This window comes from Flavobacterium sp. GW823-FHT06G12 (assembly GCF_058794775.1).
The window spans coordinates 16,109-37,420 of record NZ_JBXAHE010000005.1 but is presented as its reverse complement, the minus strand read 5'-3'; the positions used below and the strand labels follow the sequence as shown (position 1 = coordinate 37,420).

General features: G+C 33.5%; 16 protein-coding genes. 4 read left to right on the top strand and 12 right to left on the bottom strand.

Annotation, left to right across the window (positions count from 1 at the left end; all coding sequences use genetic code 11):
• The first annotated feature begins 80 nt into the window (after positions 1-80).
• Positions 81-2,345, top strand: coding sequence for an aconitate hydratase (locus AC1Q5Z_RS18555; RefSeq protein WP_488755127.1), 2,265 nt, complete (start codon positions 81-83; stop codon positions 2,343-2,345).
• Between the two features lie 77 nt (positions 2,346-2,422).
• Here AC1Q5Z_RS18555 and AC1Q5Z_RS18550 read toward each other — a convergent pair whose 3' ends face one another.
• Positions 2,423-3,823, bottom strand: coding sequence for a Kelch repeat-containing protein (locus AC1Q5Z_RS18550; RefSeq protein ID WP_492446320.1), 1,401 nt, complete (start codon positions 3,821-3,823; stop codon positions 2,423-2,425).
• A 288-nt stretch (positions 3,824-4,111) separates the two neighbouring features.
• Entirely contained in the window at positions 4,112-5,491 is a 1,380-nt protein-coding gene (locus tag AC1Q5Z_RS18545) for a Kelch repeat-containing protein (RefSeq protein ID WP_492446318.1), read from the bottom strand.
• 245 nt (positions 5,492-5,736) lie between these two features.
• Here AC1Q5Z_RS18545 and AC1Q5Z_RS18540 point away from each other — a divergent pair, with 245 nt between their 5' ends.
• Entirely contained in the window at positions 5,737-6,909 is a 1,173-nt protein-coding gene (locus AC1Q5Z_RS18540) for a C40 family peptidase (RefSeq protein ID WP_492446316.1), read from the top strand.
• Here the strand turns inward: AC1Q5Z_RS18540 and AC1Q5Z_RS18535 are convergent.
• From AC1Q5Z_RS18535 to AC1Q5Z_RS18520, 4 genes are all read right to left on the bottom strand, one after another.
• The gene (locus AC1Q5Z_RS18535; RefSeq protein WP_278022584.1) at positions 6,906-7,295 is read right to left on the bottom strand and encodes a response regulator; all 390 of its coding nucleotides are present in this window, start codon (positions 7,293-7,295) and stop codon (positions 6,906-6,908) included. The genes AC1Q5Z_RS18540 and AC1Q5Z_RS18535 overlap by 4 nt on opposite strands.
• Positions 7,285-8,709 (bottom strand): sensor histidine kinase, encoded by a 1,425-nt coding sequence (locus AC1Q5Z_RS18530; RefSeq protein ID WP_278022583.1) that lies wholly within the window; start codon positions 8,707-8,709, stop codon positions 7,285-7,287. The genes AC1Q5Z_RS18535 and AC1Q5Z_RS18530 overlap by 11 nt, the downstream gene beginning before the upstream one ends.
• A gap of 417 nt (positions 8,710-9,126) precedes the next feature.
• Positions 9,127-9,885 carry a methyltransferase domain-containing protein gene (locus AC1Q5Z_RS18525; protein WP_343589006.1) on the bottom strand — a complete coding sequence of 253 codons (759 nt, stop codon included), beginning with the start codon at positions 9,883-9,885 and terminating at the stop codon, positions 9,127-9,129.
• 180 nt (positions 9,886-10,065) lie between these two features.
• Positions 10,066-10,872, bottom strand: a complete 807-nt coding sequence (locus AC1Q5Z_RS18520) for a hypothetical protein (RefSeq protein WP_198857511.1) — start codon at positions 10,870-10,872, stop codon at positions 10,066-10,068.
• A 407-nt stretch (positions 10,873-11,279) separates the two neighbouring features.
• Here AC1Q5Z_RS18520 and AC1Q5Z_RS18515 point away from each other — a divergent pair, with 407 nt between their 5' ends.
• Entirely contained in the window at positions 11,280-12,689 is a 1,410-nt protein-coding gene (locus AC1Q5Z_RS18515; protein WP_492446313.1) for an APC family permease, read from the top strand.
• 75 nt (positions 12,690-12,764) lie between these two features.
• Here the strand turns inward: AC1Q5Z_RS18515 and AC1Q5Z_RS18510 are convergent, their stop codons facing one another.
• From AC1Q5Z_RS18510 to dinB, 6 genes are all read right to left on the bottom strand, one after another.
• Complete coding sequence (locus AC1Q5Z_RS18510) at positions 12,765-13,169, bottom strand: MFS transporter (RefSeq protein ID WP_343589008.1); 405 nt, start codon at positions 13,167-13,169, stop codon at positions 12,765-12,767.
• Positions 13,170-13,325: 156 nt separating this feature from the next.
• The gene (locus AC1Q5Z_RS18505; RefSeq protein WP_198857508.1) at positions 13,326-13,787 is read right to left on the bottom strand and encodes a DUF1810 domain-containing protein; all 462 of its coding nucleotides are present in this window, start codon (positions 13,785-13,787) and stop codon (positions 13,326-13,328) included.
• A gap of 161 nt (positions 13,788-13,948) precedes the next feature.
• On the bottom strand, positions 13,949-14,575 hold the full coding sequence (locus AC1Q5Z_RS18500) for an alpha-ketoglutarate-dependent dioxygenase AlkB family protein (RefSeq protein WP_198857507.1): 627 nt from the start codon (positions 14,573-14,575) through the stop codon (positions 13,949-13,951).
• A gap of 44 nt (positions 14,576-14,619) precedes the next feature.
• The gene (locus AC1Q5Z_RS18495) at positions 14,620-16,002 is read right to left on the bottom strand and encodes an exonuclease domain-containing protein (protein WP_343589009.1); all 1,383 of its coding nucleotides are present in this window, start codon (positions 16,000-16,002) and stop codon (positions 14,620-14,622) included.
• 118 nt (positions 16,003-16,120) lie between these two features.
• The gene (locus tag AC1Q5Z_RS18490) at positions 16,121-19,174 is read right to left on the bottom strand and encodes a DNA polymerase III subunit alpha (protein WP_492446310.1); all 3,054 of its coding nucleotides are present in this window, start codon (positions 19,172-19,174) and stop codon (positions 16,121-16,123) included.
• Entirely contained in the window at positions 19,174-20,355 is a 1,182-nt protein-coding gene (gene dinB, locus AC1Q5Z_RS18485) for a DNA polymerase IV (protein ID WP_492446309.1), read from the bottom strand. Before dinB ends, AC1Q5Z_RS18490 begins: the two co-directional genes overlap by 1 nt.
• 90 nt (positions 20,356-20,445) lie before the next feature.
• On the opposite strand from dinB, the gene AC1Q5Z_RS18480 reads away from it, so the two are divergent.
• Positions 20,446-21,219, top strand: coding sequence for an XRE family transcriptional regulator (locus AC1Q5Z_RS18480; RefSeq protein ID WP_026730406.1), 774 nt, complete (start codon positions 20,446-20,448; stop codon positions 21,217-21,219).
• Positions 21,220-21,312 lie beyond the last annotated feature (93 nt).

Below are 21,312 nucleotides of genomic sequence, written 5' to 3'. Positions count from 1 at the left end.
TTTTCTTTTTTAACTCTCCTATTTTTTGTAACTTGTCATGTTCAAAATAAAATAAAAAAACAAAAAATAATATAGAACTTATGGCTTTTGATATCGAAATGATTAAAAAAGTGTACGAAAACATGCCAAATCGTGTTGATAAAGCACGAGAGATTGTTGGACGTCCACTTACGTTGACAGAGAAAATTTTATACAACCACCTTTGGGACGGAAATCCGACAAAGGCTTTTGGAAGAGGAGTTGATTATGTTGATTTTGCACCAGACCGCGTAGCTTGTCAAGATGCAACTGCTCAGATGGCATTATTGCAGTTTATGCATGCTGGAAAATCTAAAGTGGCAGTTCCTACAACGGTTCACTGTGATCACTTGATTCAGGCAAAAGTAGATGCTGTGACTGATTTGGCTAGAGCAAAAACACAAAGTAATGAGGTTTTCGACTTCTTGTCTTCTGTGTCTAATAAATACGGAATAGGTTTCTGGAAACCAGGAGCTGGAATTATTCATCAAGTTGTACTTGAAAATTATGCTTTCCCAGGTGGAATGATGATTGGTACCGATTCTCATACTGTAAATGCAGGTGGATTAGGAATGGTGGCAATTGGTGTTGGTGGAGCAGATGCTGTAGATGTTATGTCTGGAATGGCTTGGGAGCTTAAATTTCCTAAGCTTATTGGAGTTAAGTTAACAGGTAAATTATCTGGTTGGACTGCTCCTAAAGATGTTATTCTTAAAGTTGCAGGTATTCTTACTGTAAAAGGAGGTACTGGGGCAATCGTTGAATATTTTGGAGAAGGTGCTACCGCTATGTCTTGTACAGGTAAAGGAACTATCTGTAATATGGGGGCCGAAATTGGAGCGACAACTTCAACTTTTGGTTACGATGATTCAATGAGCCGTTACCTTCGTTCGACAAATAGAGCAGAAGTGGCTGATGCTGCGGATAAAATTGCTCCTTACTTAACTGGAGATCCAGAAGTGTACGCTAATCCAGAAAAGTACTTTGATCAAGTTATTGAGATTAACTTATCTACATTAGAACCACACTTAAATGGTCCTTTTACTCCAGATTTGGCTACTCCTATTTCTAAAATGAAAGATGAAGCAGTTAAAAATAATTGGCCTTTACAAATTCAAGTGGGTCTAATTGGTTCTTGTACAAACTCTTCTTATGAAGATATTTCTCGTGCGGCTTCATTGGCAAGACAAGTTGCTGATAAAAATTTAAAAACAAAATCGCAGTTTACAATCACTCCAGGTTCTGAAGTTGTCCGTTCTACCATCGAAAGAGATGGTTTTATTGACACTTTCCATAAAATTGGGGCAACTGTTTTTGCTAATGCCTGCGGACCATGTATTGGTATGTGGGATAGAGAAGGAGCAGAAAAAGAAGAAAGAAATACAATTGTTCACTCTTTCAACCGTAACTTCTCAAAACGTGCAGATGGCAATCCAAATACGTTAGCCTTTGTAGGGTCTCCAGAGTTGGTTACAGCTTTGGCTATCGCGGGCGATTTAAGTTTTAATCCATTGACAGATAAATTGATCAATGAAGATGGAGAAGAGGTAATGCTTGATGAACCAACAGGAGATGAACTTCCTGCTAAGGGTTTCTATGCTGAAGATCCAGGTTTTCAAGCTCCAGCAGAGGATGGTTCAAACGTTCAGGTAGTAGTTAATCCAGCTTCAGAGCGCTTGCAGTTATTAGCTCCATTTGATGCTTGGGATGGTAAAAATATTACAGGTGCTAAATTATTAATCAAAGCCTTTGGAAAATGTACCACAGATCATATTTCTATGGCCGGACCTTGGTTGCGTTTCCGTGGACACTTAGATAATATTTCAAACAATATGTTGATCGGAGCTGTAAATGCTTACAATCAAAAAACGAACTCAGTTAAAAACCAATTAACTGGTGAATATGATGCTGTTCCTGCAGTAGCTCGTGCGTACAAAGCAGCAGGAGTTCCGTCTATTGTAGTTGGAGATCATAACTATGGAGAAGGCTCTTCTCGTGAGCACGCTGCTATGGAACCTCGTTTCTTAGGAGTTAAAGCGGTATTGGTAAAATCTTTTGCTCGTATCCATGAAACCAACCTTAAAAAACAAGGTCTTTTGGGGTTGACTTTTGCAAATGAAGCAGATTATGATAAAATCCAAGAAGATGACACAATTAACTTCTTAGATTTAACAGAATTTGCTCCAGGAAAACCATTAACTATTGAGTTTGTTCATGCAGATGGCACAAAAGATATTATCTTAGCGAACCATACATACAACGAAGGTCAAATAGGCTGGTTTGTTGCAGGTTCTGCATTAAATTTAATTGCTGCTGGAAAGGCTTAATATTTAGATTTTATATATTGAAAGCTCTGTGAAAACAGAGCTTTTTTTGTTTTGGTGCAAAATTTATATAGATAAAATTAATTCCTGTTTGCTAAATTATTTTCCGATAAAACCCTAACTCGGTAAGGTCGTGTAGTGTCAAACTCATTAATAGAGATGCTATACACTTTTGATGAAGGAGAGGTATAGTAATTGGTGAAATCATATCCTCCAATAATGTATAATTTGTCATTAGTAAAATGCATTGCGGCAGATTTTAGCTCAAGCTTAATATAGTACTCTTTGATTAGCTTCGATTTTATATTGTAAACGAACAGTTTTCCATCTTCAAACATATAAATAGTTTCATCATTGAATGTAACTGACGGATTTTCGAGTCGACAAAGCAAAGTTGCTTCACTTTTCCAGCTTTCATTTGTTAAATCAAAACTTTGGATCTCAGAAAAGCTTCTATTGTTGGCATTACCAATTGTAAATATTTTATCACCAATCAAAACTCCCTTTACTTCTTGGGCTACGGGCATTTTTTCTAGCTCATACCATAAACCAGAAGTTAAATTGTACAAATGTACTTTATCAGTAAAAGTTTTTATGCCGCTTTCAGTCGATCTTATTGAGCCACCCATAACAATGATGTTATCCTTATAAGTGAAAGAAGCAAAGTTTATAGCTTGATGTGGATTTGTTTTATCAATTGCAAGTATATTTGTGTTTAGATCAAAAACTTCAATTTCGTTATCTAAATATTCGCGTTTTTTAATGAGTGGCGTTTTTTTTCCTCCTAAAATATAAAGGGTATTGTTGTAAAAATTTACATTATGATAAGCCCTTTTTTTTAAGTTTTGATTTGATTTCTCCCACAAATCTGTTTTTGGATCATAAACAAATAGATTTCCCTTGAAGAAAATTCTTTCAGCAGGATCGCCTCCAAGTTCTAGAAGATATCTATTTCCAAAACCAGGGTCGCTAAATCTGGTAGGATCACCACCGATGTTTTTTCCTTTAATAGTAGTTAAAATATTCCATTGTTCGCTATTATCACCTCCAACAACATAGATCTTGCCATTTGCTAATACAGAACCAAAAGAATAAATGCCATACTCTAAAGATGATAGTTCTGTAAAGTCAAGTTTGGATTTTAATTTTGACCATTTGGTATTGTTGACATTTACATTCTTTAAGGTTTCAATATCTTCTTCAAGCAAAATAGTATAATTTGATTTTTTTAAATCTATAACTGAAATTTTTGTTGCAATGTATCCGATATGGGAAATTTGAAGAGTATCGTTTGCATTTATTTTTTTATTCAATGCAAATTCTCCTTTGTTGTTTGTTAAAGTTCCAATTTGAGTGCCCAATGCATATATATTGGTGTCTTCTATTGGTAAATTAGTGATTTTAGATCGAACAATTCCGCTTATTGTTTGCGCATTTGTAATAAAGGGTAATAACAAGATAATGTATAGTAGTTTTTTCACAATCGGATATAAATTTATTTTGTTTCAAAATCCTTTTAAAAATACAAAAAAATGGATTCAATTTTTCAGGTAAGAATATTTAATAGAGGTAATTTTAGTGTTAAAATATTTGAGTAAAATATAAAAGGTGCAGAATTTTTTACTTCACACGTTTTGTAAATGTTTCTTGTCTTTACGTTTTAATTGTGTCTTAAAAGATATAAAGATTCCTTATATTCAATAAAAAATGCCTTGTATTTCAAGGCATTTTTTATTTTGATATTTCACATTTGAATTATGTTGCTAAAACTAGTTTCTTTGTGCTACATTATTTTGTGATAAGATTCTAACGCGGCTTGGTCTTGTGGTTTCAAGCTGATCTATAGAAATGCTATATACTTTTTCTGATGGAGTTTTTATATATGTTGTAAATGTGTGGCCTCCGATAATGTATAATTTGTCATTTAAAAAATGCATTGTGGCTGATTTTAGCTCAAGCTGAACAAGATACTCTTTAATTTGCTTCGATTTTACATTGTAAGCCAATAATTTTCCATCCTCAAATAGATAAATTGTGTTGTTGTCAGAAGCGATTGCTGGATTTTCTAAACGTGAGAACAAAGTTGTTTCCTTTTTCCAAGTTTCGCTTGTTAAATCAAAACTCTGAATTTCAGAGAAACTTTTGCTGTCAGTATTGCCAATTGTGAAGATCTTATCCCCAATCAAAACTCCTTTTACTTCTTTTGCATCAGGCATTTTTGCAAGTTCATACCATAAACCAGAAGTGATATTATACATGTGGACTTGGTCAGTAAATATTTTTTGATTTTTTTCATTTGATTTTATTGAGCCACCGATCACAATAATGTTGTCTTTGTAAACGAAAGAAGCAAAATCTGCAGCCTTATGAGGATTGGTTTTGTCAATTGCAATGGTTTTTTTGTTAATATCAAACACTTCAATTTCATTATCTAAATATTCATTTTTTTTGTTTGTAGATAGTCTTTTACCTCCTAAGATATAAAGTGTGTTATCGTAATAATTTATATTGTGATAAGCTCTTTTTTTAAATTTTTCAGCCGATTTTACCCATGTATCTGTTTTTGGATCGTATATTAATAAATCGCCGTTGTAAAAGTTTTTACTGCCTTGAAAGCCTACTAATTGCAAGTATTTTTGTTCAAATTTAGGATCTTCGCTATCTATGCCTTTTTCTTTTAAAGTGTGTAACGCGTTTGATTCTTCACTGCTATCACCGCCGACCACATAAATCTTATCATTTATTACTGTAGAGCCAAAAGAATATATTCCTGTTTCTAAAGATGCAAGTTGGGTAAAATCAAGTTTCGATTTTAATTTCACTTTTCGACTTGTAATGTCTACATTACTTAAGGTTTCAATATCTTCTTCAAGCGAAATAGTATTGTTTGATTTCTTTAAATCTTTAACCGCAATTTTTATCGTGATGTAGCCAATATGAGAAACCTGAAGCGTATCGTTTGCTTTTATCTTATTATTTAATGAAAACTCCCCAATCTCATTCGTTAAAGTTCCAATTTGAGTGCGTAATGCATATATATTGGTATCTTCTATTGGCAAATTGGTGTTTTGAGATTTAACGATTCCGCTTATAGTTTGCGCATTTACAATAAAAGGCAGTAAAATGACAATGTAGAGTAGTTTTTTCACGATAATAAGTTTTTGGTAAGGTTAAATTTAATCAAAAAAACATGTCTTTTTTATAAAAAGCTGCTTTTCAAAAAGTTGGCTCAATTTCTATGCCGAGGCTGTTAATTTGAAGTAAAATAATTGTTAAAAATATCGATTTTTTTACTTTAATAAGTTAAATTCGCCTTTTAGGCAATATATTTGTCTTTTTTGAGTTGAGATTAATGTGAAATTTAAAGAAAGTGTAAAAACTTTAATAATAGAGTATGGTTTATCGGTTAATAATAGTATTGTTTTTTTTCAGTGTTGGAGCTTTTGCGCAGGATAATTTTATTAAGCACAAAATTTCAAAAGGAGAAAATCTTTCAGTTATTGCCAAAAAATATGGGGTGAAAGTAAAAGATATTGCAGATGCAAATCCAAATGCTCCTAAAATATTAAAATTAAATTCGACACTCTTAATTCCAAATAAAAACAAAAATACTACAAAGGCAAAACCTAAAAATGTTGAAGTTGCTGTAGCTGATAATTATAATGCTCCATCTAATACTTCAGGAATTCATGAAGTGGCATCTAAAGAAACGCTCTGGGGAATTGCTAAAAAATATAATCTTTCTGTTGATGATCTAAAGAAAGCAAATCCGCTTTTAGAAAAAGAAGGCTTAAAAATTGGCCAGCAAATTGCCATTCCTTCTAATAATGACGTGGCTTTGGCAGATGAAAAGCAACCTGAAACTTCTACTGAAGTCATTTCAACAGATGTGGAACTTGTGAGGGAAGTTAAGGCTAAAGAAACAAAATATGGTATTTCGAAGGAATATGGTATTACGGTTGCTGAGTTAGAACGCCAGAATCCTTCGGTCAAAAGAAAAATGCCAGTTGGATATCTATTAAAAATTCGTGTTCCAAAAGAAAAAGCAGATGCAATTCAGGCAACACAGACGCCACAAGAACCAAACGTTCAGACAGAAGTTGCTTCTAATCAAGTAGCAGAAACTCTTCCAGAGATAAAAAAGGATTCTTCTTTTGTTAGAACAATAGGAAATCATTCTGAGTTAATAGAACAGCTTATTGCTAATGCTACTGGAAATATCGGAACAAGATACAGATCGGGTGGTACAACTAAAGCTGGTTTTGATTGTTCAGGTTTAATGATTTGCACATTTAATAACTTTGATATTAAATTGCCAAGAAGTTCTATAGAACAATCACGTATAGGAACAAAAGTAAGTGCGGAAGAAGCTCAAAAAGGAGATTTGATTTTCTTTAGAACTAATGGTCGACGCCACATAAACCATGTGGGAATGATAGTAGAAGTAGCAGAAGGAGGCGAAATTAAATTTGTTCACTCATCAACACACGGTGGGGTAATTATTTCTTCTACAAAAGAACCATACTACACGAGAGCTTTTTCTCAAGTAAATCGTGTTTTAAATTAAACCTGAAGAAAAGTATTCGTCAATATTTCTAATCTAAAAGGTTTATTCCAGAAGTCAGACACATATTTGTTTGCTTTAACTTTTTTAATTTCATCAGTATCCAAAGTTGAAGAAAGCACGAAAATTTCAGTTCTTGCTTTTACATCTTCTGGTAATTTGTCAAATTCTTCCAAAAATTCAAAGCCATTCATAATAGGCATTTGAATGTCTAAAAGAATAATCAGCGGATTTGTGGTCTGATTCTTTATAAGCCAATCAATTCCTTCCTTTCCATTATTGGCAATACAGACAGGGTTAATATCGAGTCCTTTTTTAAGGAGTTTTTTAGTGACAAATTGGTCAATCAAATTGTCTTCTATGATTACAAATTGAGATCTATATGGCATATGAATTTGGTATTGTTACTATAAATTTACTTCCAACACTGCTTTCTGAGAAAACAAAAATATCTCCTCTAATATTTTCAACGGCTTCTTTTACAATATATAAGCCAAGTCCAGAACCTTTGTTTTTATTTGTTCCAAAATACATGTCGAAAATGTTAGCTTTATGATCGTCATGAATGCCTATTCCGTTATCTGTTACTTCAATTTTATTTAAACCTTCACTAAAATAAGTTTTTATTGTGATAAACATTTCTTGTTTGTTGCAATCCGCATATTTTATAGCATTGGAAAGCAGATTGTTGATAATGATTTTTAAGCGGAGACCATCACTTTCGATCTGATCAACCATAAGTTCTTGGGTAAATTTAATTCTGTTTGCGTTTTCAATATGCATTAACTGTAGAATAGCTTCATTGCATAGCTCTTTTAAACTTACTGGTTCCATGATCACTTCTTTTCTTTTATTTTTAGAGTAATCAATAATATCGCTAATAAACTGATCTTGTCTGGCAAGACTTTGATGCATCATTTGGAGGTAAGTTCGAACTTGCCGCACATCATCCTCCAATGCTGTAATTTCAATAAGTCCCTTTAATGAAGTTATCGGTGATCTCAAATCGTGCGAAGCACTGTAAACAAATCGGTCCAATTCGCGATTTACAATAATAAGATTTTCATTTTTCACGTCAGTTTCTTTCTTTGAAACCAATAATCTTTTGACCATAATCGAATAATACATGCAAACGCTACAAATGATAATCAAAATGAAAACGATGTTTGTAATAATTAAAAAGTCTTTTATTTTTCGAGTTCCTTCTCCTAATGTGTTTGAAAAATTGCGTTCATTAATAGTTAGTTGATCGCTTATTGCACTAATTTCTTTTAAGTATTTTTTTTGATCTTCAGGAGTTAATAAATTATGCTTGATTTTTGCGTTAATCTGTTGTCCAATGACAAACAAATTGAAAATTAACTTATCTCCTTGTCCCCATTCGTGTATAGCTTTAGATAAAAAGCTTACATTTTTGAAATTTTCAAATAGCCAAATAATATCGTCTAAGTCATCTTCTTTATTTCGTCCAATTAAAAAACCTTCTCTAGCAACTTTATTGTCTCCAGCTTTCAAAAGAGTAATTCTTGCAATGCCATCTCCTTGAGGTACTTTTAATTCCTCTAGATATAATTTCCATTGAGTGGGACTCTTGGTAAATAAATATGTAATTAAATGTCTTGATGCATCTTTTTGTCCTTTTGAATAATGAGATTCACCGTTTACATAAGCTCTATTGGCAGATAGGATTTTAATAGTAAAAAAATTGATACATATTAATAGGGCACATGATATAAAAACTATTAAAATAAGAATGAAAACATTTGGAAAACGAAAGTTTTTTAAAGCTTGCAATTTAGACATAATCTTAAAATTAGTAGGTTAATAAAAAAGTGCCTTATGCGTGTTTTTGTTAGCGAGAATAAATAATTATGGGCAAATTAATCTATTGCTAAAAATTAAACACTTGTTAAAATATTTTGCTTTTATAAATGCTATTGAAATCATTATCTCAAATATAATAAAAATTATCCTATAATTTTTGTAAAAAATAATCGTGAAAAAAAAATATTTTCTATTTATTCTTTATTTTGTTTAACTTATTGGTTTTTAGAAACTTGTCTTATTTTAATGGAATTTTTAACAATTTAAAAAATTAAAATAAGAGATTTTGCAATCAATTTTGAGTAGAAAAGGAGAATCAGAGAAGACTTAGGACAGAAAATAATAATGCTTTATTTTGTTTAAAGATTACGGATTGATTTTATCGTTTTTTTTTTGTTAGAATTTAGCATAAATAATCAATCTTCTAAAAGCATATATCGATGGGACAGTTGGGAAATATGTGTCTATTCTATTCTTAAATTCGGCTGTTAATAATGCAAACTCTTGTTCTTTTAATCTTTCTTGATAAACAGTTAATGCTGACCCTGAAATAAAATCGAAAAAGTCATCTTTTTTATTGGAAATTAAAGGATAAACTTTCTCATAAAGAGTCAAATCTTTGCCACCATTTTCGAAAAGGATTTTAGCATATTCATCTAAAGTAAGTACGGGAGAAGGACGTGTCCAGTTTTTAAGGTACGATGCAAAAGGCTCTTCTTGCACCAATTGAAAAAGTATTTTATTAAGAATGTTTTCATTTTGCTGTGGCATTTGGACCGCTAGTTGCCCGCCTGGATTGATCCGCGAAATAATTTTCGGAAAAAGGTCATTATGATTATCAATCCATTGCAATGCTGCATTCGAGAAAACTAAATCCCATTTGGTTTCGTCTTTAATTTGTTCCAGAATTGTGATTTCTTCAAATTTAAGATTTTCATGGGTTGGTGCTTTTGCCAACATTTCTGCAGAATTATCAATGCCAAGAACAGTTGGATTGGTGAGTTTTTGGAACAATTTTTTGGTAAGCTCGCCTGTTCCACAGCCTAAATCAATAACTTTAAGATTGGGTTTGTCAATAATATGACTTGTAAGATCATCAAAAGGTTTAGAACGTTCTTCTTTAAATTCGTTGTATTTTTTAGGATCCCAAGTCATGATGTTGTTTTTATTTAAAATTAAGTAAAAATTCTAATGCTTCAAAACAAATGATAAATGTAGTTTCTGGAAAGTTTTTATCTTTTCAAGTAAGTATTTTACTTACGAATTCAAGCGCTCAATTATATAAAAAAAAACTGCAAAAATATTTTGCAGTTTTTCAAATTCTATAAATTAAAATTATTCAGATGTTTCAAGTGGTCCTAGTGTAACTACAGTTGCTGTTGTAGTAGGACATCCGTTATTGAAATAAAATGTCGCTGAACACGCTATGTCTGGTGAACATTGTTGATTACGAAATGGTAAATTTATTTTGTTGTTAGTTAAAATATATGGGTATGTTAATGTGCCTTGACTTTGGTTGTATAAGCTACTTGGATTGGTAACCGTAAATTTAGTTCCGTCTGACAGGCTTAGGTCTATTTTAGTAATATGTTCCCAAGTAATTTTGCAATTATTAGCAGTAGGAAGTGCTATTTCAAGGCTTCCTCCAGCGCTTCCCGTGCCGCTTCCTCTACAAATATATGATGCAGAAAGAATTGGGGTACAGCAAGCCAATTTTGTCACATTTACAGTTGACTGGCAAAATGAAGCTCCAGGTCCAGTTCCTCCAGCGGTAATCTGCCCTCCTGTAAAATTATTTCCAAATTTAACCGTTATTGTTGATCCGGTATTTGAAAGTAATTGAATGTTTACTGGGTCGTTTGTACTCCATTGGATATCACTTGGAACTCCAGTAGTATTTGTATAAGTGTATGTTACTTGCGAACCTGCAAAAACTTCAGAAGTTCCTGCAACTGATATTGATGGACTTGTAATATCACAGGTAGTTTGTGCTGCTTTACTTGTTAGTGAATTAGTTTTGGACTCTTCTTTGGAAGTTTTAGCAGTTTGTTTCTCGTTCTCATCATTTGAGCAAGCAAGAAAAGTTGCGCTTGTTAGCAGTGAAATGAAAGCAATACTTAGATAAATTTTTAAATTTTTCATAATTTATTATTTCCCTTTTGTGACATAATTGCCTTTAACGACGAAAACTTTAGGTACTAGATTTGGGTTAAGTTGTTCCGCCTTCCAGATTTTAACTTTAGATTTTACAATCCGCTCAATAATTTATTTTCAGCTATATCAAAGTACCTGAAATTACTATTGAAACGTTAGGTTAAATTTCTGAATTTATTAATTGATTAAAGCTTATATTTTGTTTGTGATAGCTGAATATTTTGTAAAAATATACCTCTGTATGTCTCAAATTTATGTAAATTAAATATTACAACATTACGTAAAGCCGTAAAGAGTAAGTTTTTATATGGTTTTTTTATCTTTTTTAAAAAATTAGCAGTGAAGATTAAGATTTCAGAAAAAAGTATATCTTTAGCCAACCTAAACCAATAAAAATGCAAGAAAACGACCAAGAACATTTTAAAAGAGAACTCGGCCTCTTAGACGGAACCATGCTTGTGGTTGGCTCTATGATCGGATCCGGGATATTTATCGTAAGCGCAGATATTGCCCGACAAGTAGGATCGGCAGGATGGCTTACATTAATCTGGCTTTTGTCTGGATTTATTACTGTTGTAGCAGCAGTTAGTTACGGCGAATTAAGTGCTATGTTTCCTAAAGCAGGTGGGCAATATGTTTACCTGAAAGAAGCTTACAACAAACTAATAGCCTTTTTATACGGCTGGAGTTTTTTTGCTGTTATTCAGACAGGTACTATTGCAGCTGTCGGAGTAGCTTTTTCTAAATTTGCTGCTTATTTGTATGAGCCCTTAAGTGACGAAAATATTCTTTACGAATTGGGGGCTTTTAAGTTAAATGCGGCTCAGCTGGTTTCGATTTTTACAATTATTGTGCTAACTTTTATTAATAGCCGTGGTGTTAAAAACGGAAAAGTTTTGCAAACCGTTTTAACAATAATTAAAATTTTATCTCTTGTTGGATTAGTCATTTTTGGATTAACGCTTGCTGCGAAATCTTCTGTTTGGGATGCTAACTGGGCAGATGGATGGAGTACAAGAACATTTGATAAGGAAAGCAGTTCATGGCTTCCAATTAGCGGAACTGCTTTAATTTCTGGAATTTCAGCAGCAATGGTAGGATCATTATTCTCTAGTGATGCTTGGAATGGTGTAACTTTTATCGCTGGCGAAATTAAAAATCCGAAACGAAATGTAGGTCTTAGTCTGTTTCTAGGGACTTTTATTGTGACATCTCTGTATGTTGTGACAAATCTTATGTATTTGGCTGTAGTTCCGTTCGATGAGATTGCAACAGCAAAATTCGATCGTGTTGCAGTTGTAGCTTCAGATTATATTTTTGGAAATGTTGGAGCGTTGATTATCGCAATTATGATTATGATTTCTACTTTTGCCTGTAACAACGGATTAATTATGGCGGGTGCGAGAGTATATTATACTATGGCAAAAGATGGTTTGTTTTTCAAAAAAGCTGCTACTTTAAATAGTTCTAGTGTTCCGGCATGGGCACTTTGGGCACAATGTTTTTGGGCATCTGCTTTGTGTCTTACAGGAAAATATGGCGATCTGTTAGATTTTGTAATTATCATTGTATTGATTTTCTATATCTTGACGATTTACGGAATTTTTATTCTTAGAAAAAAGATGCCAGATTTAGAAAGGCCTTATAAAGCATTTGGGTATCCGTTTTTACCAATGCTATATATCATTGTAGCGACAGCAATTTGCGTATCGCTATTAATTACAAAATTCTCAACTTGTGGATGGGGAGTATTAATTATGCTAACTGGAATTCCAGTTTACTATTTGACAAAGCCAAACGAATAATATTTTTAAGTTGAAAAAACTACTTAATAAAAAAGCATCTTGATTTTCAAGATGCTTTTTTATTTTGAGTATGATTTAATTATCAGAAAGATCATTAGTAATTCTTTCTTCTGTTGGTCTTAGGAAAAGAAGGTATACAATTAGAAAAATTCCGAATATTATAAAATCAGGGTTAAGAAATAAAATGATAAAAGCTGCGCCTTCTAAAACTGCCCATCGCATAATTGAGGCTGTTTGATAAATTGGTAGTTTATTTTCGAGTTTTAGTTTCGGATCAATTTGTTTTAATTGCGCCTTAAATAATATACTGCTCAAAACAAAGGCTAGAACTGGTATTGCAAGATAAATTATGGAAGCAGAATCAATAATAGGAAAGTGTAATTTTTCTAACGAAAGATCTCCAATAATGAAATAAGCGATAATTGTTCCTGCGCAAATACCAAAATGAATGATCTGTAAAGTTCTAATTTTTTCGGTCATGATGTGGTTAGATTTGAGGTTGATTATGCAAGTTAAGGCTAATTCTTTTTAAATAAATAAATTATGATTGCATTTTGTCGAATAGAATAATCTGTAAACAAAAAAAGACACTATAAATTAGTGTCTTTTGAATGTAAATAATCGTTGTAAACTTAGTTATATTGTAACCGGTTCATCAACAGATTTTATAGTTGAATTAATAATAGACAAAGTAATTGGATCAGTTTCTCCAGAGAAGAAAGCGTCCAAAATTTCTTGAAATATAGGATTTGCATTCTCAACTAAAGAAAACAAAGTCATGCATGAGCGTAATTTTCGAGCATCTAAATCTCCAAAAATCCCATCAGCTGATTTCATTTTAAAAGTTAATAATAATTCTGAAATCTCGATTAAATGCTTTCCTAAAATTGGATGTTCCAAATAATCTGTAGCTTCTTTTAAGTCATTAATGGCATAAAGATTTGCAGTATCGCTTTTTCCTAAGCCTTTTATTTGCGGGAAAATGAACCACATCCAGTGTGTTTCTTTTTTCCCTTTACTGATTTCAGAAAGAGCGGTAAGATAAAGTTTGTTCTGTGCGTCTAAGAAACGCGCTAAATCATTGTTCGAATAAGCCATTACGGTGTTGTATTTTAAAAAAGGTTGCAAAAATAGTAAAAAAGATAGGTTTTGCCTAGTAAAAGGTTCATATAGTGCATGTTTTAACTTTTTAAAGAAGGAATATCTTACGTTGTTTTGAAGAAAAAATACTTCTTTTTAAAGATTCAATGCAATAAAAATCAAAGATTTCGATTGGTTCTTCTAAAGGTAAGATTGATCCTTGGCAAAACATCGCGAGCTGTTTTCGGAACTTGATGCTGCCAAAAACTATTAGTAGTTCCAGCCATAAGTAAGAAAGATCCATGATGGAGCGGAATCTCAATTGGCGGAATTTCTTTCCTGAATTTATGGCGAAGTTTAAACATTCTTGTTTCCCCAAAAGTAACAGAAGCAATAACAGGATTTGGTCCCGTATTATGTTCTCGGTCGCTATGCCAGCCTACGCCATCATTTCCGTTTCGATATAAATTGAGCAGGACGGCATTAAAATCAAGTTGTGTTTCTTTTTCCACACGTCCTCTAATTTTTAATAATTCATAAGTCCAATCTGGACCTTTTGGATCTGCGCCTTCATTATCTTTGTCTTCGTACCATGCAATCATTCTAGGAACTGTATAAGTTTTATCGTAAACCTCCATTTCATGTTCTCTCCATTTGGTCTTGCGAAGTATTCTCTCATAAAAAGAATCAGATTCTTCTTTGGTGAAGAAGTTATCGATTAAAATTAATTCAGAATCTGGAATGTCAAATATTTTTTTTCCTCCCAAACCTGTAGTAAATAATTCGGTGTCGCTAAATAGTGTCATAATTTAGATCTTAGTTTTACAGCTCTATTTTATTTGTATTCGGTTTAGGAAATAAAAAGTTGTTTATTAAAGAATACTTTACGAGGATATTTTTCGGCGTAAGCAAAAATTAACTGATCAATATATTGATTGCTTTTATAAGGTGTAACGTAATTTTTAACTTCATCAGAATCGTTGATGGCTACATCTCTTGAAATATATCCCATTCCGTAAAAATGACCGTTTTCTATCCAGATACAACTTCTTTCGTCTGCAGATCGTCCCTTGTCTATAATGGCAAAACTTGGTCTGTTATTCAATAAAAAAGTAATAGCATTATCGACTTGTTCATTGTGAAGCGAAACATCTGGCAATTCTTTTATTTCATTGTTATAGAAAAAATCACCTTCTTCAGGTCTTGAATATTTACAGAAGCGATGGTCAATTTCAAATTGTTCTGCAAGACTTCGCAAGAAATGAATACCAGTATGTTGGTTGTTGAATTCATGAATACAAGTCTGAAATTTGCTCATTTTCCCGATTGCCAGATATTTATAGCCATTTCTGGCTTCGTATTGATAAATGCCAAATTTGGCTTCAAAGCGTTTTAAAGCTCTATTATAAGTTGGCCAGAGTTTTTTGATTTCGGTGCATTCTAAAAGAAGTGCCATTAATTCGGTTGCACATACTTCAAAGGAAATTCCGTGAATATCTCTTAAAAAATGTTGCCTTTGCGGTTTAATGTTATTTCCTGTAAAATGTGAAGTGACACGTTTTTTTAAGTTAATTGCTTTTCCAACATAAATTACTTTTTTAGCCTGATTATAAAAATAGTAGACACCAGGTTTATCAGGTAAATTATTAAAATCGTCTGCAGGAAGATTTGGAGGCAATCGTTGATCTTCTGCTGTTTTTTTGATCATTTTATCAATTTCTCCGGCATCATCCCATTCTAATAAAAGCGAAAAAAGCAAAGCAGTAGCATCGGCATCTCCACCGGCGCGGTGTCTATTTTCTAAATTGATATTTAAAGAGTTACAAAGATTTCCCAAACTATAAGAACCCAATCCCGGTTTGATTTTTCGCGCAGCGCGAACGGTACAAAGCTTTTTAGCCGACCATTTAAAACCAGCTTGTTCCAATTGATGATGCACAAACGAATAATCGAAATTGACATTATGAGCAACGAATATACGATCTGTAAGCATTTCGAGTACTTTCTCAGAAATGTCATCAAAGATTGGCGCATTGGCAACCATTTCGTTATTGATTCCCGTTAATCCAAAAATAGAAGGAGGTATGTCCTGTTGAGGGTTTACAAGAGTTTCATAACGATCTAGCACATTTTTACCATCATGAATAATGATCGCAATTTCTGTAATGCGGCTGCCACTGGCATTTCCGCCTGTGGTTTCAATATCGACTATAGCATATTCCGTATTTTTCATCTTTATATAACGTAAGTTGTTCTTTAGTTATTTAAAATTTAACACATAGGTTAAAGTTAAATTGGCATCTCTACAAGCTAGTAAACTATTTTTCTATGTGTTAAATCATTGTACTCATTTAAAATTTCATTCGGTGTCTCGGCAGATTAATTTCATGTCCTTGCGGATAAGGCGCACGATGCGTCAAACTCACATCTTCTTTTATTTGATTTTGTGTTCTGTATTGATCTTTTGAATCCATATAACGCGGATCTGGAATAAAAGGCATTTTTGCCATTTTGGTTATTGTAATAGTCGGAAAATGATAATCAACTTCTACAGTTCCTAATAATAAATAACAGCCTCCGCCCTGAAAAGGATATTTTCCTAAACTATCCGGAAAATGTGCCGTATCAAAATAAGTTCCTTCGTGATCGATCCAAGTTCCGAAATACATGGTTCCTTTTTTTGTTGGGACATGTTTTCTGGAAATGAGATACGCCAGCATTCTAACTTGTTTTTTATGATATTGAACCAAATCTTTCGCCATGATATCTCCACGGTGTTTGGTTTGGAGAAGGTCAAAAACAGTACACGAAACGGGGAAACTCAATAATTCGATTTCGTCAAAAGCATCTTCAAAAACGGAACGCTCTAATTTTGGAAGCTTGTATTCTTTAACGGGTTCTTGTAATAATTTCAGATCTCTATTTTCAGGTTTAAAATTATTCAACAGCAGACTGGCAGTTACCAAAAGCTGATTTTTTGTTTTTCCTGTAAAACGAAAAGCATCAATAAAAATCAGGGTTTTAATGCCTTCAATTCCAATTGGAATTCGATTGATAAAATTTTCGAGAGAATTAAAATCTCCTTTTTTATTTCGATCTTCCTCAATTAAATGCGCGATTTTCGATTCTAAACTTTGAATGTGCATAAAACCTAAATAAATATCGGTACCATATAAAGTAGTTTGATATTCGCTTTTATTCACACACGGATTATGAATCGTTCCGCCAGACATTCTTGCTTCATGTACATACACTTCGGTTCTGTAAAATCCGCCTTGATTGTTGATTACCGCTGTCATAAATTCCACAGGATAATTGACTTTCAAGTATAAACTCTGATAACTTTCAACAGCATAAGAAGCTGAGTGTGCCTTGCAGAAAGAATATCCTGCGAAAGATTCAATTTGACGATAAATTTCCTGACTTAAAGTTTCGGGATGTCCTTTTTGTGCACAGCTCGCAAAGAAATTATCTTTTACTTTTTGCAACGCTTCCAAAGATCTTCCTTTTCCCGACATAGCACGACGAAGAATATCACCATCAGGAGCGGGAAGTCCGCCGTAATGCTGGGCAATTTTAATGACATCTTCCTGATAAACCATAATGCCATAAGTCTCGCCAAGCTGTTCCCTAAAAACTTCATGGAAATATTCAAATTGAGTTGGATTATTATGGCGGAAAATATACTCCTTCATCATTCCTGATTGTGCTACTCCGGGACGAATAATAGATGACGCGGCGACAAGAATTTTATAATTATCACAATTTAAACGGCGCAGTAAACCACGCATAGCAGGGCTTTCGATATAAAAGCAGCCAATAGTATGTCCTTTTGCTAAATAAGAATTGCAAACAGCCTCGTCTTTAGAAATGGAAGTGTCGCGAATATTAACTTTTATGCCTCGGTTTTTGGCAATCAGTTTTACGCTGTCGTCAATATGACCAATACCACGCTGACTTAGAATATCAAACTTGTCAAAACCAATTTCTTCGGCAATATGCATATCAAAAAGTACGATTGGAAAACCTTTTGGAGGCATTTCCAAAGGCGTGTAATTGGTAATCGGTTCTTCAGAAATTAGAATTCCACACGCATGCATGCTTCGTTGATTGGGATATTTTCCCATCATTTTCCCATATTCCTGAACCAATTTTACAATTTTATTGGTTGGATGAAGTTCTTCAGGATTTTTTGCCAAAAGATCTAATTCTTCTTTAGGAAGCCCGAAAACTTTTCCAACTTCTCTAAAAATAGATCTGTATTTAAATTCGACATTCGTTCCACAAAAAGCAACGTGATCTTTACCGTATTTTCTGAAGATATATTCTAAAATTGTGTTACGTTCCTGCCGGCTCCAGTCAATATCAAAATCAGGCGGAGTTTTACGGTTGAGGTTTAAAAAACGTTCAAAATAGAGATCGAGTTCAATAGGGCAGATATCGGTAATTCCGAGACAATAGGCAATGATGCTGTTGGCACCGCTTCCGCGACCAATATGCATAAAACCTTGGCTATTGCTATATTGAATAATATCCCAAGTAATTAAAAAATAACCGCTGAATTCTAATTCGTCAATAACTTTTAATTCTTTTTCTACGCGAGCTTTTGCTTCAATATTATCGTTTCCATAACGTTTTTCAAATCCTTCCCAAGCCAATTCGGTCAGTTTTTCTAAATCTTTTTGACGGTTTTCGGTATAGAATTTTTTATTTCTTTTAGCTGAAAAATCATATTGAAAATTGCAATCGTCAATGATACGTTGTGTATTCAAAATGATTTCAGGATATTTTTCATAGAATGGAAGAATCGATTCTACAGGTTTCATTACATCAGAAACTTTACAGTAATCAGCTTCCGAAAGTTTCGATAAAATAATATTCGTATCAATAGCACGAAGCACTTTATGCAGATTGTATTCTTTTTTACTTCTAAAGGTTACAGGTTGTAAAATCACCATTTTGGAGATTTTATTTTTATGTTTTGAAGTCAGAAGACTCGAAACTTCTTCAGGACGAACTCCGATAAATTCATTTTCAAAAAGTGTTTCAGGAGCATTCTCTAAAGTATAGATCACAAAAACCGATTCGAATTTTGGAGCACGCAAAGGCAAAGTTTCTCCGCTGAAATTATAATCCGTTAAAAAGCGATTCATTTCAGCTAAACCTTCAGCATTTTTAGCGAGGCCAATATATCGGAATTCATGATTGTATCGAAATTCCATTCCAATCAAAGGTTTTATTTCTTTTTCCTGACACGCTTTTATAAAAGCGTAAATTCCGGTAACGGTATTAATATCTGTTAATGCCATTGCTTTTATACCATGCAAAACGGCTTCGGCAATCAAATCCTTAAGCGGAATTGTGCCGTAGCGTAGAGAATGATAAGAATGGCAATTAAGATACATTATTTCTTGCGTTTTAAGATTTCGTCTTTAGTATTAGGTTTAAAGTGCGCTCCGGCACAGCGCATTACGGCATCAAAACCATAACGGCTTTTCATTTTGTCCATCGCTTCATAAAGTGAAAGCATTTCCTGAGTATCTTCAAAAAGATCAATTTGATAAGTGCCGCGTACCAATCCGCTAAAGCGAACGCCAATCAAGCGTAGACGCATACGACGCTGATAGACTTTTTCAAAAAGCTCTATTACATTTTTGGTCAAAATATGATCGGCCGAAGTATAAGCTACTCGACATTGTTTGGTTTCGGTATCAAAATTGGCGTAACGTATTTTAACGGTAACAGTCGAAGTTAGCCATTGTTCTGCACGAAGCTGAAATGCCAGTTTTTCGACCATTCCTAATAATATTCTTCTCAGTTTTGCAAGATCGATAGTATCTTGAGAGAAAGTCGTTTCGGTCGAAATTGATTTTCTTTCGGTATAAGGTTCAACAGGAGTATGATCGATTCCGTGTGCTTTTTTCCAAAGTTCGAGGCCATTTTTACCAATCATTTGTTGTAAAACTTCGGCTGGCATTTCGGCCAAAGTCTGAATTTTTCGAACACCAATTCGGGACAAAAGCTGAAAAGTAACCGCTCCAACCATTGGGATTTTCTGAATCGAAAGCGGATTTAAAAAGTCTTGTACTTTTTGTTCCGGAATTTCAAGTTTCCCTACAGGTTTCCCTTCGCCAGTTGCAATTTTAGAAACGGTTTTATTGATGGATAATGAAAAACTGATAGGCAGTCCGGTTTCTTTAATCACCTTTTGAGCCAATTCATTTGTCCATTTATAACTGCCGTGAAATTTGTCCATTCCAGTAATGTCCATATAAAATTCATCGATACTTGCTTTTTCTAAAACAGGCGCTTTTTCCTGAAGAATTTCGGTTACATCATGAGAAAGTTGCGAATACAATTCCATGTCGCCTTTCATCACTTTTGCGTCTGGACAAAGTTTTAACGCCATACGAATCGGCATAGCAGAGCGCACTCCAAATTTACGAGCTTCATACGAACAAGAGGCCACAACGCCACGGTCTCCGCCACCTATAATAAGCGGAATTCCATTGAGTTCAGAGTTGGTGCGTCTTTCGCAGGATACAAAAAAGGTATCCAAATCCATATGTACAATTGCCCGTGCCATTTTTTCCTTTTGTTTTTGTATGGAACAAAATTAGCACAGGTGATAACATTTTTTTGTATATTTGCTGTTCCAAATTATAACAAATTAATTATGTCCTTATTTTCAGACAACATCAGAGCACTAAGGGTTAAGCATAAAATATCACAAGAAAAATTAGCTGAAAACCTAAGTATTACAAGAGGAAGATACGTGAAATACGAAGATGGAACTTCGGAAGCACCGTATGACATTTTAAAGAAGATTGCATTATATTTTCATATGAGTATCGACTTGATATTATCTGTCGATATCCGTAAAATTGATGTGCAAAATTTGATAAAACTGGAAGGCAACCGACTTATTTTACCCATTCAAGTGGATAGTTTTGGAGAAAATTTTATTGAAATTGTATCTCAAAAAGCAAAAGCAGGTTATCTAAACGGATATGCTGATCCAGAATATATTGAAAGTTTACAGCAGATTACACTTCCTTTTTTGGGACCAGGAAAACACCGCGGATTTCCCGTTGAAGGCGATTCAATGCCTCCACACGAAGATGGTTCGATTATTATTGGCCGTTATGTAGAAAAGCTGGGAGAGGTGATGGATGGGAAAACCTATATTCTGATTACCAAAAATGAAGGAATGGTGTACAAACGTCTCAATAAAAACAAAAAGAACGCTCTCGTTTTGGAATCAGACAATAGTTTTTACCCGAATTATGAAGTGAAAGCTTCTGATATTCTGGAAATATGGGAATACGAATGCAATATCGGCCGTTCGGATAAGAAGCAGGAAACAACGGAAACTGGAGAAATGAAAGATTTGCTTTTAGAATTGAAACGTGAAGTTCGAGAGATTAAGAATAATACTTCGAATACATAAAAAGAGTTTTGCCACAGATTAAAAGGATTATTTTTTTTTCGCCACGAATTGCACAAATTTTCACAAATTTTTTAGTCAAAATATAATCAACAT